General features: G+C 62.9%; 19 protein-coding genes, 1 tRNA gene and 1 pseudogene. 14 read left to right on the forward strand and 7 right to left on the reverse strand.

Annotation, left to right across the window (positions count from 1 at the left end):
• Positions 1-253 precede the first annotated feature (253 nt).
• Positions 254-511, forward strand: a complete 258-nt coding sequence (locus V5279_RS21545) for a PilZ domain-containing protein (RefSeq protein WP_029083331.1) — start codon at positions 254-256, stop codon at positions 509-511.
• 131 nt (positions 512-642) lie between these two features.
• Entirely contained in the window at positions 643-888 is a 246-nt protein-coding gene (locus tag V5279_RS21550; protein WP_338700797.1) for a hypothetical protein, read from the forward strand.
• Positions 889-900: 12 nt separating this feature from the next.
• Here V5279_RS21550 and V5279_RS21555 read toward each other — a convergent pair whose 3' ends face one another.
• From V5279_RS21555 to V5279_RS21565, 3 genes are all read right to left on the reverse strand, one after another.
• Positions 901-1,542, reverse strand: a complete 642-nt coding sequence (locus tag V5279_RS21555) for a glutathione S-transferase family protein (protein ID WP_338701325.1) — start codon at positions 1,540-1,542, stop codon at positions 901-903.
• Between the two features lie 367 nt (positions 1,543-1,909).
• Positions 1,910-2,362 (reverse strand): VOC family protein, encoded by a 453-nt coding sequence (locus V5279_RS21560; protein WP_338700799.1) that lies wholly within the window; start codon positions 2,360-2,362, stop codon positions 1,910-1,912.
• An 881-nt stretch (positions 2,363-3,243) separates the two neighbouring features.
• A complete protein-coding gene (locus V5279_RS21565; protein ID WP_166295083.1) occupies positions 3,244-3,417 on the reverse strand; it encodes a hypothetical protein in 174 nt (57 codons plus the stop codon).
• Positions 3,418-3,583: 166 nt separating this feature from the next.
• Here V5279_RS21565 and V5279_RS21570 point away from each other — a divergent pair, with 166 nt between their 5' ends.
• The 3 genes from V5279_RS21570 (at position 3,584) to V5279_RS21580 (ending at position 4,950) form a co-directional block, all read left to right on the forward strand.
• Positions 3,584-3,931 carry a GrlR family regulatory protein gene (locus V5279_RS21570; RefSeq protein ID WP_166295085.1) on the forward strand — a complete coding sequence of 116 codons (348 nt, stop codon included), beginning with the start codon at positions 3,584-3,586 and terminating at the stop codon, positions 3,929-3,931.
• Positions 3,932-4,172: 241 nt separating this feature from the next.
• Positions 4,173-4,358: a hypothetical protein gene (locus tag V5279_RS21575; protein ID WP_166295087.1), complete on the forward strand. Its 186-nt coding sequence runs from the start codon at positions 4,173-4,175 to the stop codon at positions 4,356-4,358.
• Between the two features lie 316 nt (positions 4,359-4,674).
• The gene (locus tag V5279_RS21580) at positions 4,675-4,950 is read left to right on the forward strand and encodes a hypothetical protein (RefSeq protein ID WP_338700804.1); all 276 of its coding nucleotides are present in this window, start codon (positions 4,675-4,677) and stop codon (positions 4,948-4,950) included.
• A gap of 150 nt (positions 4,951-5,100) precedes the next feature.
• On the opposite strand, the gene V5279_RS21585 is transcribed toward V5279_RS21580, so the two are convergent.
• On the reverse strand, positions 5,101-5,262 hold the full coding sequence (locus tag V5279_RS21585; protein WP_338700806.1) for a hypothetical protein: 162 nt from the start codon (positions 5,260-5,262) through the stop codon (positions 5,101-5,103).
• Between the two features lie 285 nt (positions 5,263-5,547).
• Between V5279_RS21585 and V5279_RS21590 the strand changes: the two genes are divergently transcribed.
• From V5279_RS21590 to V5279_RS21610, 5 genes are all read left to right on the forward strand, one after another.
• Positions 5,548-6,309, forward strand: coding sequence for an SIR2 family NAD-dependent protein deacylase (locus tag V5279_RS21590; RefSeq protein ID WP_338700808.1), 762 nt, complete (start codon positions 5,548-5,550; stop codon positions 6,307-6,309).
• A 211-nt stretch (positions 6,310-6,520) separates the two neighbouring features.
• Positions 6,521-7,186, forward strand: a complete 666-nt coding sequence (locus V5279_RS21595; protein WP_166295093.1) for a cold-shock protein — start codon at positions 6,521-6,523, stop codon at positions 7,184-7,186.
• Positions 7,187-7,384: 198 nt separating this feature from the next.
• On the forward strand, positions 7,385-7,864 hold the full coding sequence (locus V5279_RS21600) for a DUF192 domain-containing protein (RefSeq protein WP_338700811.1): 480 nt from the start codon (positions 7,385-7,387) through the stop codon (positions 7,862-7,864).
• Positions 7,865-7,983: 119 nt separating this feature from the next.
• Positions 7,984-8,060, forward strand: a tRNA-Pro gene (locus tag V5279_RS21605).
• A 472-nt stretch (positions 8,061-8,532) separates the two neighbouring features.
• On the forward strand, positions 8,533-9,309 hold the full coding sequence (locus tag V5279_RS21610; protein ID WP_338700813.1) for a cyclase family protein: 777 nt from the start codon (positions 8,533-8,535) through the stop codon (positions 9,307-9,309).
• 251 nt (positions 9,310-9,560) lie between these two features.
• Here V5279_RS21610 and V5279_RS21615 read toward each other — a convergent pair whose 3' ends face one another.
• Positions 9,561-9,758: a hypothetical protein gene (locus tag V5279_RS21615; protein WP_338701927.1), complete on the reverse strand. Its 198-nt coding sequence runs from the start codon at positions 9,756-9,758 to the stop codon at positions 9,561-9,563.
• On the opposite strand from V5279_RS21615, the pseudogene V5279_RS21620 reads away from it, so the two are divergent.
• The 4 genes and pseudogenes from V5279_RS21620 to V5279_RS21635 all read left to right on the forward strand — a co-directional run.
• Positions 9,736-9,972, forward strand: a pseudogene (locus tag V5279_RS21620) (carbamoyltransferase C-terminal domain-containing protein); the annotation flags it as partial. The gene V5279_RS21615 and the pseudogene V5279_RS21620 sit on opposite strands and share 23 nt — an antisense overlap.
• A gap of 290 nt (positions 9,973-10,262) precedes the next feature.
• Complete coding sequence (locus V5279_RS21625) at positions 10,263-11,717, forward strand: amidase family protein (RefSeq protein ID WP_338700815.1); 1,455 nt, start codon at positions 10,263-10,265, stop codon at positions 11,715-11,717.
• Between the two features lie 67 nt (positions 11,718-11,784).
• Complete coding sequence (locus V5279_RS21630) at positions 11,785-12,276, forward strand: DUF302 domain-containing protein (RefSeq protein WP_338700818.1); 492 nt, start codon at positions 11,785-11,787, stop codon at positions 12,274-12,276.
• A 32-nt stretch (positions 12,277-12,308) separates the two neighbouring features.
• On the forward strand, positions 12,309-12,698 hold the full coding sequence (locus V5279_RS21635; RefSeq protein ID WP_338700820.1) for a TetR family transcriptional regulator: 390 nt from the start codon (positions 12,309-12,311) through the stop codon (positions 12,696-12,698).
• A 75-nt stretch (positions 12,699-12,773) separates the two neighbouring features.
• Here V5279_RS21635 and istB read toward each other — a convergent pair whose 3' ends face one another.
• Positions 12,774-13,616, reverse strand: coding sequence for an IS21-like element helper ATPase IstB (gene istB, locus V5279_RS21640; protein ID WP_176535476.1), 843 nt, complete (start codon positions 13,614-13,616; stop codon positions 12,774-12,776).
• Positions 13,613-15,145, reverse strand: coding sequence for an IS21 family transposase (istA, locus tag V5279_RS21645; RefSeq protein ID WP_422389058.1), 1,533 nt, complete (start codon positions 15,143-15,145; stop codon positions 13,613-13,615). Before istA ends, istB begins: the two co-directional genes overlap by 4 nt.
• Positions 15,146-15,637 lie beyond the last annotated feature (492 nt).

The following is a 15,637-nucleotide window of genomic DNA, read 5'->3' on the forward strand; positions in this document are numbered from 1 at the left end:
TCGCAATGGCTGCAGTGGAGCGCCGGAGCCGGGGGCCCATTGCCCGAATTGGGGGATCGGTCGCGGGCATGGGGAGTGCAGATTGGGCGCCAAATCGAAAATCCAGCAAACTCAACGAATTATCGCGGGAGCGGACGCTTCGCCGGACTGCCGTGCGCTGATGCGTACAACCCCGCGATTGCTGCAATCCGCCGCGATTTCGCAACCCTTTGTAAAGCCAGCGGCGCTAGGCGTGAGCCTGGGGGATGATGGAATGGCTTTAGGGTCCAAGAAGCGCGAAACGCGCAAATCGCTGCGTCAATCCGGCTGGATCACGCTCGACGGCGGATTCGCCGCGCGTCCCTGCATGGTCGAGGACATCTCCTCGACGGGTGCAAAGATCACCGTCCAGGACAACAACACGCTACCGGCCAAGCTGCGGCTGGCGTTTGCGCGGGATGCCCGCACCGGGCGCGCCTGCGAAGTGGTCTGGCGCAAGGGTAAGACGTTCGGCGTCAAATTCGTGCGCTGAGCATGATCCGGAAAAGTGGAGGCCGGTTTTCCGAACAGATCATGCTCAAAAGAATGAGCTAGCTCATGATGCGATTCCTCCAAATCGCATCATGCGCTAGCCTGATCCGGTTGCGCGCGATAAAAGGCCGGATGCGCAAGATCAGCTTCGCCATCGTCGCCGTCCTGCTTCCCGCCGCTGCGTTCGCGCAAGCCGGCGACCGCCGCAATTTTCAAACGCCCCTCGACGCCGGCAAGACCTTGCCGTCGAAATCCGCGACGCGGAGCAATCTTTGCGCCTCGTACGGACCGGGCTTCGTCAAGGTCGAGGGCTCCGACACCTGCGTGAAGCTCGGTGGCGCCGTCAGTGTCGGTGCCGGGATGTCCGGCGGGCGCTGAACGGCTTGCGGTTCAGGACATCGGCGGCGCGACGACGCGCACAAAGGCCGGCCGCTGTGCGATCTCGCCGAACCAGCGTTCGAGATTGGGCAGCTTCGGCTTGGTGACCCCCTCGACACCGAACCAGCGCCGCGCAAAGGCGCCGAGCGCGACGTCGGCGATCGTGAACTGATCGCCCTCGACGAAGCGGCGGCTTGCGAGCTGCGCCTCGACCACGCGCCACACCACGCCCTCGGCATCGGCGTCCTTCTGGATCTGAACCATGTCGCGCTTCTCCGGCGGCGTGCGCACCAGTCCCCAGAACACCGGGCGGTCGACCGGCTGCAGCGTCGACAGCGTCCAGTCGAGCCAGCGGTCGACGGCGGCGCGCGCCTTCGGCGATTGCGGATAGAGCGGCGAACTCTGGCCATAGGCCATGCAGAGATAGCGCATCACCGAATTGGATTCCCACAGCACATGGTCGCCGTCGACCATGGTCGGGACGCGGCCATTCGGATTCATCGCGAGATAATCAGGCTGATCGTTCTTGCCGAACTGCATGCCGGCATCGATGCGCTGATAGGGGAGGTCGAGCTCGGCGAGGCACCACAGCACCTTCTGCACATTGACCGAATTGGCCCGGCCCCAGATCGTCAGTTGCGGCTTGCTGTCCATCACGCGCTTCTTCCCGCTGTTGTGCTTTGCGCGCGTTCTTAGCGGAATCGATCCGGAAATGCGCGGGATGATTTGTACCGAGAGCAAAAAAGAGCACAGAAAAAGAGGCTCCGCCGCATCGCGGCAGAGCCTCGTTCATACGCGTTACGCATCAAGACGCGGTCAGTGACCGAACAACAACCACAGCACGATGATCACCGGGATCGGCACACCCAACAGCCAAAGCAAAACACCTTTTCCCATCTCGTCGCCTCCTCGCATCCGTCATATGGGGAGGCAACGTCAGGGGGGGCGCCATGTTCCTATCGTTTCCTCCGCGTTGATCACGTGGCAACGTGGACCGGGAACGGACACGCAAGCGGGGCGTTTACCAGTGCCCGGTGTTCGGCATCGAGGCCCACGGCTCGGCCGGCGCCTTCGGTTCGCCCTTCTGCAGGAGCTCGATCGAGTGCAGGTCGGGCGAACGGACGAACGCCATGTTGCCGTCGCGCGGCGGCCGGTTGATGGTGACGCCCATCTTCATCAGCTTCTCGCAGGTCGCGTAGATGTCGTCGACCTCGTAGGCGAGATGGCCGAAATGCCGGTCCTCGCCGTATTTCTCCTCGTCCCAATTGTAGGTCAGCTCGACCAGCGGCGCGCCGCGGCTTTGCGGCAGCGACTTGAGCAGATAGAGATCCTCCTCCGCGCAGAGAAACACCAGCGTGAAGCGGCCCTTGTCGTTGTCGATGCGGCGCACTTCCCTCAGCCCCAGCGCGTGCTGATAGAACTTCATCGCGATATCGAGATTGCGAACGCGCAGCATGGTGTGGAGATAACGCATTTTTTTATCCTCCTGAGGATTCAGCGATTTTGTTTGGGCTCGGGCGAGACGGGGCAAGAAATAGCAGCAAAATGCGACATGGGGCAGGGGTCTGCACGACTTTTGCCGACCCCTCAGGTCCCTCGCATTCTCAAGCTTTCGCGAGCTTTCAACGCGCGGCGGCGATCGCGCTCCGGGTCGAGAGACCCTGCCATCACTCAGCCTGGTGATAGAGCGCGCGGATGCGGTTGCTCAGAATGCGGTCGACACGAACGACTGGCACCGCGACACGCTTGCACGGGACGAGATACGAGAAAGCCCCGCCCGGCAAAATTTCCGGGACGGGGCTTTCGTGGTCGAGCCTTGTAGTCACGCCTTGGAGGCGCGGCCTCTATCTCACCAAACGCTCATCACGGCCAATCAAGGACGCGCGAGGTTGGGGACGTCCTCTAAAAAGAAAAACCCCGCGAGCGGGCTCGCGAGGTCTGACGCCGACCGGCCTTGCGAAGATCGTGCCGGCAACCGGACACATAACGGTGCGCGCGGCGGAGGGCTCCCCCATCCCAAAAAATGGAAAGCCCCGCAGGCTGGATGCGGGGCTTTCCCAGCTGACGGACTGGGGATCTCTCAGGGCGTGAGCCGTCAACTGTTGGGGAGCAAACTTAAGGTTGAATTTGTAAAATGCAACAGCGCCGCGTAGACGGAGTATCTTCGTCCCACAGCGCTGTGCCAGACACTGGGCCCTGAAATCCCCAGTGCCGGTTTGTCTTCGAATTGCGCCGAAGGTTCAAAAGAAAAACCCTTTAGGAGGATTTCGCGCGGGCTTCCAAACGTAGGGGTGCAATCTGCGCGGGTGCGCGTCGCTTACATCTCAAGAGCAACCCGGCGCCGATCGCCGGTCCTCACACCTTGATGTCGAGGATGGTCTCGACGGCATCGCGAACGGCCTGGTTCTTGGCGGCGAAGACGTCAAGCAGGTCCTCGCTGATGACGCGCGGCTGCGCCTTCGCCGTCTGGTCGACGACGAGCTGCACCCTGGCTTGCGTCACTTCGGCAGGTATGGGGTAAACCAGCATGGCTCTGTCCCTCCGGCTGACGAACTTTGTCAGGGCTTTCTTAACGATTTGTAAGCGCCCGGATCGGGCCCTTTTGGGCGCGAATCGGTGGCCGAACCGGCCGGCCCGCTCGCGTGCGGCGCCGGTTGGGGCCATAATGTGGGCCTTTCGGAACATGGCATGATCGATGAAGAACGGGCTCTATTCGGTCCATCTCCACATGACTGACGGCGTGCAGGGCCGCGACAGCAGCGTCCTTATCCTGCGCGACGGTCTCTTGATCGGCGGCGGGCCGCACTACTGGTCGATCGGGGCCTATACGGTCGGCGAGGGAACATGGAAGGGCTATCTCAGCACCAACCAGCACACCCCCTTTTCCGATCCGTTCGTCCGGCCACTCTTCGCCGGGCAGGAGGTGACGAGCGGCTTCTCCGGCACGTTCAGCGGTGACGAGGCCGAGGTGTTCGGGACCGTGCTGGTTGGAACCCGCAGCATGAGCTTCCAGGCAACCCTGAAATGGCTGGCGGATGCATGATCGCCACGAGCCTGTGGACGAGTGCGCAGCAAGATGCGCATCTTGTTGGGTAAATGCGTCTGCCGGGGCTGTGGATTTGCTGCGGACAAGGGCGGGATATCGCTGTGGATCAGCGCAGACCGCCTGCGAGGCGTCGTCGCAGACCATACCGGGCCACCGCTAACCCTACCTGGTTAGGTTAAGGGCAGCATCGTGTTGTCACGACCTGGGATTGCATCGAGGATGGCTGCAGGTGACAGCCATGACGCCATCGTTCCACAACGCTGACCGACCGACCCACCGGCGAGTGATGGTGGTGGGCTTGCTGTTCTGTTCGGCGTTTGTCGTGATCAGCTTCTGGCTCCGGCCGCAGCCGGACAACGGCAAGGTGCTGGTGAAGGCGGACCGGCTGGTCCGGACCGCGGGAGAGCCACGCAAGTCAAACTAGGACTGGCGAACTCCAATGCCGCCGGCGCTCAGTCCGGCGATTTCCCGTTCGGATGCTTGTGATACATCGCGATGCCGATAAAGCCGGCGAAGCCCAGCACATTCAGCAGCAGTTCCATCCACACTGGCATCGATGCCAACCTCTTTCACCACCGAAGATAATCTTTGAGGTTGTGTTTTTGTTCCCGCGCTAACCGATGGTAGCTTTGCGCAATCGCATGGCTGCGGAACCAGAACGCGCGCCCCGGAACCCACTCCTGTTGCAACCGTCCCATCGGGCCGACGTTAGCCCTTCGAACCTACGTGAGGAGGTTGCGATGAAAAAGGCATTGGCAGTTTTAGCGACGGTTGAGACCGTTGGCGCGACGATGGTCAGCGCGCCGGCGCAGGCGCGCGGTATTGGTCCTGGTCTGGCCTTTGGTTTGGCTGCCGGTGCGCTCGCCGCGGGCGCGGCCGGCGCTTACGCGTACGGCCCACACTATTACGGGCCCGGCTATTATTATGGCCCGCGTTACGGCTACTACGGCGATCCCGGCTACGCCTATTATCGGGGTCCGTACTCCCGGCACCATTACTACCGCCATTATTGGTAACGGCGATCAGCCCGGAGCACACCGCTCCGGGCTTTCTCGATTGCGCCTCATGGCGTGATTGCGTGCGAGCACGGGCATCAACGGCAGCTCCCCACATCGTCGGACCATGAGCACGCTCGCTTCCGCGCGACATCAAGCGCGCTGCTGCGATCAAGCGCTCTTGCGCTGAAATCCGCTCCAGACATTGCCGAGCGTGTTGTCGTAATATTCCTGGCGATCGCGCTCGAACTTCTGCTGGGTCGCCCGGAAGCTGGCAACGCGTGCGACGATCTCCTCGCGCTCGCGCGCGACGGTGTCTTCCCGATCGGTCATTACCCATCCTCTTCGTCGTGGTCCTATCCCCGCCGCGCATTGGCATCAGTGAATTGGGCGTCAATGCGGAGCAGGCTTTGCAGGATTGTGATGAAGCCAAGGCAGCGGGAGAGCGACGAAACTGATGCGCCGGCGGAGCAGGTCGCCCACGCAGCCGGCATCGCTGCGGCCTGACGCCGATCGCTCACGTCCTGGTTGATCTCGCAATCGTTTCGACCATGCTATAGTCGCGACCGGCCAACCTAATCGTTCCCAGTGATTGCAAAAATAATGATTGCAAAAGAAGTGATTGCAAAAAACTTGCACAGCGGCGTCGAGCAACTCGGCAACATGATTGCCGAGGCATCATCGATCGTGCCCTTCACCGGGGCGGGCATCTCCACCGAGTGCGGCATTCCGGACTTCCGTTCGCCGGGCGGGTTGTGGACCCGCAACCGGCCGATCCCGTTCGACGAGTTCGTCGCCAGCCAGGAAGCGCGCGCCGAGTCATGGCGCCGCCGCTTCGCGATGGAACCGACATTTGCTGCAGCAAAGCCCGGTCGCGGGCATCGCGCGCTTGCTTCGCTCTACCGGGCCGGCAAGGTTCCCGGCATCATCACGCAGAATGTCGACAATCTGCATCAGACCTCAGGCTTCAAGGGCGACGACGTCATCGAGCTGCACGGCAACACCACCTACGCCCGCTGCATCGGGTGCGGCAAGGACTACGACCTCTCGTGGGTGAAGCTGCACTTCGACAAGACCGGGTGTGCGCCCGACTGCGCGGACTGCGGCGATCCGGTGAAGACCGCGACCATCTCGTTCGGGCAATCGATGCCCGAGGATGCGATGCGCCGCGCGGCGGAACTCTCTCGGCAGTGCGATCTGTTCCTGGCGATCGGATCGTCGCTGGTGGTGTGGCCCGCCGCAGGCTTTCCGATGATGGCGAAGGAGAGCGGCGCGCGGCTCGTGATCATCAACAACGAGCCGACCGATCAGGACGACATCGCCGACCTGGTGATCCGCCACGACATCGGCGACACGCTTGGTCCTTTCGTAGGCAATTGATGCCCGATTGATTCGCGGCTGTGCAAGGCTGTTCATAGTTCCCGCAAGAATCGATTTTTAGCTATGCCCGGCAACCGGGAGTGTTATCTTTTGATTGAGAGATTCGCGCAGCGTCCAGATGAGTGTCCAAGTGAGTTGGTCATGGAGAGCAGCGTGTACAGGGTGCGCCGCAACGACGGCGATTTGCATTTGATGTGTGGGGTCCGGGGTCATGGGGTCGGACGGATTTGAGTCCAAGAAGCTCGGCGGACCGCCGACCGGCGGGGTTGGGCAAAGCAGGATTGGACAAGGCGAGTACGGCGGCAGCGCGCCGCGCGACCCGGCGATGGATGCCTTCTCCGGTCTCGGCGACGCTGCGGCAAACCTCGTCGAAGTCTCCGGCGTCATCAAATGGTTCGACGCCTCGAAGGGATACGGCTTCATCGTTCCCGACAATGGCTGGCCCGACATCCTGCTGCATGTGACGGTGCTGCGCCGCGACGGCTATCAGACCGCCTATGAGGGCGCACGCCTGATCGTCGAATGCGTGCAGCGCGCCAAGGGCTACCAGGCCTTCCGCATCGTCTCGATGGACGAGTCGACCGCGATCCATCCGGCGCAGATGCTGCCGCCGCGAACCCATGTCACGGTGACCGCGACCAGCGGGCTCGAGCGCGCGCAGGTCAAGTGGTTCAACCGGCTGCGCGGCTTCGGCTTCGTGACTTGCGGGGAGGGCACGCCCGACATCTTCGTGCACATGGAGACGCTGCGCCGCTTCGGCATGACCGAGCTGCGACCCGGCCAGTATGTGCTGGTGCGGTTCGGGCCCGGCTCCAAGGGCATGATGGCCGCCGAGATCCACCCGGAGACCGGCCCGTCGGCGCTGTCGTCGCACTAAAGTGTGATCTTCAAAACGTGCGAAACGGTTTTCCCTCGCGACAAGCGCGGAGCGATCGCGCGTTAAGCGCAAGTTGGAGCCGACGCCGGACGCCCTGACGGAAACGTGAGCCGCCGCCGAGCCTCCTGGGCTCTGGCATTTGCCGCAATCATCGGGTTAGGGTCCGCCGGAAAATCTTCTCGGTGCGAGTATTTGTCGATGAATTTCGATGGTGTTGTGGGGCGGCTTCGCCCGTGGCTGCTGGCCGGGCTCGTCGTCATGTTCGGAGCGCTCTTGGCTCCGGCCGCGCAGGCTGCAAGCGTCCAGCCGCTTGAGATCGTCACCAAGTCCGGCGTGCACGTCTTCGCGGTCGAAATGGCGACCACCGAGCAGGAGAAGGAGACCGGCCTGATGTACCGCAAGGAGCTCGCGGACGGCAAAGGCATGCTGTTCGACTTCTCGCCGGAGCAGGAGGTGTCGATGTGGATGAAGAACACCTACATCTCGCTCGACATGATCTTCATCCGCGCCGACGGGCGCATCCTGCGGATCGCCGAAAACACCGAGCCGCTGTCGACCAAGATCATCCCGTCGCGGGGGCTCGCCAAGGGCGTCCTCGAAGTGATCGGGGGCACCGCGCAGAAATACGGCATCCAGCCCGGCGACCGGGTCGCCCATCCGCTGTTCGGCGGCCGCTAGCTCTCTGCTACTACGTGATTTCCGGCCCGAAACCGGTGCCGATTCGCTGCAACAAGCCCCGCATCGGCGCCTTGCTGGCGCTGGCTGAAGCGTGTATCCACGGGGCTTCTCGGAAATGTCGGGGTATAGCGCAGCCTGGTAGCGCGGCAGTTTTGGGTACTGCAGGTCGTTGGTTCGAATCCAGCTGCCCCGACCATCCCATCCCGAGGCATCATCCCAAGGCAAATTGCCAAGAACTTGTCGCCAAGAACGTGCCGCGCTGGCCCTGCTCGCGCGGCGGGAAACCCCGGGTCGAAATTGTATCGCCTGATGCAACAACGCCGCCTGGACGGAATATGCTCGTCCAGACGGCGCCGTCGAATTACTGGGCCCTGAAATCCCCAGTGCCCATGGGTCGCCCCGGTGGCCAATAGGTTCAACGTTGCGGCGCCTTGCCGCTGCGGCAGGCCGCAGGGTGTGAGCAGCATCACGAGCAGATGATGGGGCCCGGCGGTCGAACGGGATGCGGCAACTTGTCCCGTTCCGGTTGCCTGCTAGTGTCCCGGCGGCGAGAGGGCTTGCTGGATCGGGGGCCGGCGTGTGAGCACCGCCAAATGAATGCAGACGTTCTTAGCGGTATCGATCGGCAGCTAGCCCAGCTCGACAACAACAATCAGAGAGGAACGGCCATGGCGCGCAGACTGATCGATATCTCCGTTCCCCTGCAGAACGACATTCCGGCCGATCCGCCGGGCAATCACCCGACCATTCAATATATCGACCATCAGCAAGGGCTGCCGCGCATGCTGCAGTTCTTCGATGGATTGAAGGCGGAAGACCTGCCTGACGGGCAGGGCTGGGCGGTCGAGCAGGTCTCGCTCTCCACCCATAACGGCACGCATCTCGACGCGCCCTGGCATTTTCATCCGACCATGAACCGCGGCGAGCGGTCCTGGACCATCGATGAGGTGCCGCTGGAATGGTGCTTTCAGCCGGGCGTGAAGCTCGACTTCCGGCATCTGCCTGATGGCTACGTCGCGACCGCCGGCGATGTCGAGGCCGAGCTGAAGCGCATCGGTCACACCCTGTCGCCGCTCGAGATCGTCGTCGTCAACACTGGCGCCGGCGCGAAATACGGCCAGCCCGATTACGTCAATTCGGGCTGCGGCATGGGCTACGAGGCGACGATGTATCTGCTCGAGCGCGGTGTGCGGCTGACCGGCATCGACGGCTGGAGCTGGGACGCGCCGTTCGTCTTCACCGCGAAGAAATATGCTGAGACCAAGGACGCCAGCCTGATCTGGGAAGGCCACAAGGCCGGACGCCACATCGGCTATTGCCACATCGAGAAGCTGCACAATCTGGAGCTGTTGCCGTCGACCGGGTTCATGGTGTCGTGCTTCCCGGTGAAGATCGAGCGTGCCTCGGCGGGGTGGACGAGGGCGGTCGCGATCCTCGACGGTTAGGCGTTTTCGGGGTTTCCGCCAGTTTAGGGAACCGGTGGACAAGCCGATCATTCCATCAGGTTGTTGCGCCACGGCTACAGCCTGAGGCAGCCGAATCTGCTTTCATGCACGTCGTAGATGCATTGGGTGATCGGGCCGGCGGCTCGTCCTCGCGTCCTGACCTCCGAAGCGTTCTCTCCCGTGACTAGAGCCCCGGCGTCTTCCGGGGCTCTTTCTTGCGCGCGCCAGGTCGGCCATCACTTCAAAGAAAATCATGCCCGCAAAAGAAAATCAGGCGCGCCGGAACCGACACACATGATCTCTGTCTGCAATATCGCGTCTTGATCGCTTATCTTGGCCGGACGGTTGTCGATCACTTCCTTGTTGAAGCCCGAGGCGTGCCTCTCGCGAGCGATGCGCTCCTTGGAGATCGCGCAGGCAATCGCGACCGGCGTGCCGGTCTTGATCAACACCTCGTTCAACGTCAAGGGCGAGCCGATCATCGAAACGCCTGAGGACGCCGTAAGCTGCTTCCTCACCACAGGGATCGACCATCTCGTGCTTTACAACACGCTGGTGTCGAAGACCGCCATGCACAAGGTCGTCACGCCCGTGATGACGACGTTCGGCGACGTCGCCACCATTGTCTCCTCGACCACGCAGGACGGCAGTCGCGGTGGCTGATCACAGTCTTCCAACTAACTCATAAATCCGGGATGTCTGCTTTCGAGAGGTAAAGCGGACAGGCGGCCCGACCGCAGGGATGTCGCCTTGTGACCCATTGCGGAAGTCGTCGTCGAAATAATCATTGGCCGCAATTGATCGGTCAGTCGGCACTTCACGCTCATGTGTCCTCGGCGAAGTCGCCACCTCCATTGAATTACGTTCGTAATTTAATATTATGACCGTAATGGCATCAAGCTGGACCGCTGTTGGGCGGCGGCCGGATGCAAACAGCTCCTAGCGAGGATTTCATGGACGACACGGCCACTGCCTCATCGCAACAAACCACAGATGCCAGCTCGCTTGGGCTCGCAGCCGCTGCAGCAGCGGTTCGCAACGGCGACATTACCTCGGAAGCCTACACCGCGGCGCTCTTGCAGCGCGCCCGAGCGCTTGCCGAACTAAATGCCTTCATCACCCTCGACGAGGCGGGGGTGCTGGCGGCCGCGAGGGCCGCAGACAAGTCGCGTGCGGCCGCATCGGCGGCCCCGCTCCTTGGCGTGCCGCTCGGGGTGAAGGACAGTTATTTGACGAAAGGGCTACCTACTAGCCTGGGCATCGAAGGTCTGGCTCATTTTGTTCCGCGCGAAGATGCCGACGTTGTCCGGGCCATCAAGGGGGCGGGCGCGTTGATTTTCGGCAAGAACAACCTCGTCGAGATGTCTTACGGCCTGACCGGTCACAACGCACGTTACGGTCAGGTGAAAAATCCGCACGCACGGGATCGCATGTCGGGCGGCTCCTCAAGCGGCTCCGCCGCATCCGTGGCTGCTGGGCTCGTTCCCGCGTCCCTGGGCGGTGACACCGTCGGGTCAATCCGGGTACCCGCATCGTTCTGTGGAGTCGTGGGCTTCAAGCCAACGACCGGGCGTTGGCCGCGCAACGGCGTTGCTCCGATCTCCCATACACTCGACACGACGGGCGTATTTGCCCGAAGCGTTGAGGACTGCATCTTGGTGGATCAGGTCGTGACTGGTGAACAGGCTGCGGGACCCTCCGGCGGCGGCTACGGCCTGAAGGGAACCCGGCTGGCCTTCGCGCCGCGACAGTTCCTGGATCTGGTTGACGCGGAAGTCGAGACCCGATTCCGCGCGGTGGTCCGGCGACTGCAGGACGCCGGCGCCGAGGTCGTTGAAGTAGACCTTGGCGACGACTTCAATTCCCTCGTCCAAACCGCGACATGGGGCATCTTCGCTCATGAGACGATGGGCACCATCTCGGAATTTCTTCGCCGCCATGAGATTCCGACCACGTTCGAGGCCCTTTACGAGGGCCTCAAGCCCCAACTTCGGCAGGCGTGGGGGCACATCGTACTGCCAGGCGGCGCGGGTGCTACCTCGGCAGGGGCCTATCAGACGGCGCTCAACGTGAGCCGGCCGGAAATTCAGCGCCGGCTCCACACGGCGTTCGTCTCTCATGGGGCGCTGGCTATTCTGCAACCGACCACGCCCTGCACGGCGCCTTCGATCGAGGAGCAGGCGACCGTCCATATCGCGGGGCAGAACGTCAGCTACCTCGCTTTGGCGAACCATACCGTGTCGGCAAGCAGCGTGGGACTGCCGGGTATCAGCCTTCCTGTTGGCCTGTCGCGCGCGGGGCTGCCGATCGGTCTCGAGCTGGACGCCCCCTTGGGAAGCGACCGGCGGCTTCTAGACCTTGCCCGCGTTGTCGAAGGCATCTTGGGTGCCAATCCCAGTGCGATCTAACGTCGTGGCCGCTTCGCGCGGCGAAGGACCCACTGCAAACAACGACAAACGTCTAGAGGATCAACAGATGGCCAATGCACTGCACTCAACGCGCGCCATTCCGGTCGAGCACGTCACCATCCGCTCAACAAAGCCCTTCGAGGACGTTCGAGCCAAGCTCGCGGCCTTAGCACCCCGCATCGATGACGGGATCTTCACTCTCTTGAGATACGGGGAAAGCGAGCGCGCCCTTCGAGAGCTGGAGGCATGTCCGCCGCTCACCATTTTCGGTCAGCGTGACCATGGGGCACTTCTGGCAATTGCCGGCCTGACGCGCCGCTCCATCCAGTTTGATATCGGAAATCCGCTCACCGCATCCAAGATGACCCGGCATCAACTGTCGGCGGGGCTGTATGCGCCCATTCGCGTCCTGCTGCGCGAGGATGACGATGGCGGTGTCGCGTTCGAATATGATCGACCAGCATCCCTTTTCGGTCAGTTTGGCAGCGATCATGTGGATGCAGTTGCCCAGCAACTTGATCGCGACCTCCAGACCCTGTTGGAAGCGGCTGCAGCTTAACGGCTGCGGGTCATTGATGGAGTGGAGAGAAGATGCGTTTCGAGAAAGGACACAAGGCAGCGACGCGACGGCACATCATCGACGTGGCGTCGAAGTGCATACGCCGAGACGGTATCTCCGCCGCTGGGATTGCCGGGATCATGGGCGAGGCCGGTCTGACCAAAGGCGCATTCTCTCCGCACTTCGAGTCCAAAGACGCACTCGTTCGCGAGGCGCTGGAGAGCGCGCTCGGAGACCAGCAAGATCGGCTCGATGATGATCAGGGGAGGGGCCTGAACCTTGAAAGCGCTATCCGCAGATACCTGAACCGCGCACATCTCCAAGACCCGGCCGGCGGGTGTCCTTCGGCGGCGTTGCTCCCGGAGATCGCCCGCCAGTATAGCGCGACAATCAGGATGAGAGCGGCGCGTCAATCAAGATGAGACGAGGCGGCCGAGTCAGGAGATAATTGACGCTGGCCGCCTACTTGGCAAGCGTTGATTGACGCTGCGCGACAATCAAGCGGCGCTGCCAGCGTCAATCACAGTCTTGTCGAGTTCGTTGGGGGTCGTGTGAACAGGTGGCCGGCCTGGACCGCGCTTGCGATCGAGGGCAACTTTTCGACGGTAACTTTCGACGTTCATCTCGAGGATCGTGGCGTGGTGGACCAAACGATCGATGGCAGCCAACGTCATTGCCTGGTCCGGGAAGATACGCCCCCATTCGCCAAATGGCTGATTGGCCGTGATCAGCAGCGAGCGTCGTTCGTAGCGGGCGGCGATCAACTCGAACAGCACACTGGTTTCCGCCTGATCCTTGCTCACATATGTGATGTCGTCGAGGATCAGGAGGTCATAGCGATCGAGTTTGGCGATCGCGGACTCCAGCGCCAGCTCGCGCCGCGCGACCTGCAGCCGTTGCACCAGATCAGTGGTGCGCGCGAAGAGAACGCGCCAACCGTTCTCGACGAGAGCCAGGCCGATCGCCGTGCCGAGATGGGTCTTGCCGCCGCCCGGTGGACCGAACAAGAGCAAATTGGCGCCGGCCTTCAACCAGGCGTCGCCAGCGGCGAGCGCCATCGCCTGTGCCTTTGATAGCATCGGCACGCTTTCGAAGTCGAAGGTGGCGAGCGTCTTGCCGGCGGGCAAACGCGCTTCCACCATGTGTCGCTCGATCCGACGGCGGGTGCGATCGGCCGCCTCGTGCTCGGCAAGGGCGGCGAGGAAGCGGGCGGCAGGCCACCCTTCCTTGTCCGACTGTGCGGCGAGCTTCGGCCAGATCGCCTTGACGCCCGGCAGGCGGAGCTCATTGAGAAGCAGCTCGACACGGGCAGCATCGACGGAGGTAGCGATACCGGTCATGCTGCCTCTCCCAGGTTCGAGCGGCCCGACATGACGCTGACGGAGGCGAGTTCATCGTAGACGTCGAGCGGCGCCAGCTTGACGGCGACACGCGGGATCGAGGCCGCCTCGGGTCGGAAGCGGTCGCGCAGCGCGGCAAGATCGGGTAACTGTCCGGCGTCCAGATCCATCGCGATCACCTCGGCGAGTTCTGCTTCGCAGGCGCGCTCGTGAGCCAGCGCCAGAAGCTCGACCGTCACCTTGCAGGCGCGCCGGTCATCACCATGCTCCCGCAAGGTCTCGAACAGACGTTTGTAAGCTGCACGCGGGAAGAGTTGGTCGCGATAAACGAGATTGAGGAGCGCCATCGGCTTGCGCCGCAGGGCATGGATGACGTGCCGGTAATCCACAACATGACCGCCCTGGCTCTCGGACACAGGCCGACCGCGCCGCAGCGTCACGACCGGCGTGACGCCAAGGAAGCATTCGAGCCGGTCGTCGAAGATGCGCACACGCAGGCGATGGCCGATCAATCTTGAAGGCACGGTGTAGAATACGCGCCGCAGGATGAAGCCGCCTGACGACGTCACCGGGATCACTTTCTCCTCGAAGTCGGTCGTGCGGCCTTTTGGCAGCGGCGCCAAGGCCTCCTTCTCGAGCGCGATCGGCTTGGCGAGGTTGGCGTTGCGCCGGCCGACAATCTCGTCGACAAAAGCCCGGTACGCATCGAGACTGGCGAACTCGCGCGTCCCCCGCAGCAACAGCGCATCTTCCAGTGCCCGCTTGAGATGGCCGTGCGCGCTCTCGATCGAGCCGTTCTCATGTGCGATGCCCGCATTGTTGCGCGTTGGCGCCATGCCATAGTGGCCCATCAGCCCGGCGTAGCGCTGCGTCAGATCCCCCCGTGCGTCGGCGGCCAGATTGCGGAATGCTGCCGACAGGCTGTCGCTGCGATGCTCCCGCGGCACGCCGCCAAGCGCCCACAGCGCGTTCTGCAAGCCCTCCGCCAGGGCGACGAAGCTTTCGCCGCCGAGCACGACATGGACATGCTCGAAGCCGGAGAACGCCAACCGGAAGTGATAGAGCCGGTGATCGAGCGGCTCACCCGCGATGGTAATACCGAGCGCGCTCACGTCGGTGAAGTCGGACAGACCCAGGCGGCCGGGCTCGTGCTGCTGGCGGAAGATCACGTCCTGTTCGGGGCCGTTGAGCGCCCGCCAGGCGTTGATGCGCCGCTCCAGCGTGCGGCGGATGTTCGGGTTCAAGTCATGATGCCGTCGGCGCAGCTCGTCCAGCACGCCGATCACGCGGATGCCGGGCGCAGCCTTCAGGATCGGAACGATCTCGGCGTCCCAATACTGCCCGAGCGGATCGGACCGGCGCCGGCCCCTCGGCGTCTTCTTCTGCGATGGCGGGCGACAATCGCCCTCGATTCGATACGCGCTTGCCTTCGAGAACCCCGCCTTGGCCGCGGCGGCCTCGGGGGACAGTGTCAGTCGGTACGTCATGTACAGCCTCATCTGGTGGTCGGTGATGTGGAGGCCAGGCAAGGCATCGATTCCCTCTTGTCGAGACGAACCAACAGCTTGCACCAGCCGCACCCGGCCGCCAGACGGGTCCAAAAACGCGCGACGCCGATGGGGACGGTCCTCCGGTCGGGCTGCGCCCTCCCTTCGGTCCGTCCCCATCGGCGCAGTCTCACCTTGATTGTCGCTGGAGTCTCACCCTGATCGCCGCCGCGCACGCCAGCCCTTGTCCACTCGGCGGAACTACGAGAAGGCGCTACGAAGCTACGTTTCGTCGCTGGCCGCACTAATTCCGGATGCCGATCCTGCAGCGAGTCGCCGCCGCGCGACCGCCATCTTCGGCCTCATGGTGGGCACCCTGCAGTTCGCGCGGGCCGTACCCGACACTGTGCAGGCGGAGCAAATCCTGGAAGGCGGGGTTGAGGCCGCATTGCGCTTGGCGAAAGTTTGATCTTGCTGATCAGGAAAGGACGGAGAGTGCGGAAGGATTTTCCACGCCACCGGACCGGGCCGACA

Source organism: Bradyrhizobium sp. 26S5 (assembly GCF_036923295.1).
GTDB classification, from domain to species: Bacteria; Pseudomonadota; Alphaproteobacteria; order Rhizobiales; family Xanthobacteraceae; genus Bradyrhizobium; species Bradyrhizobium septentrionale.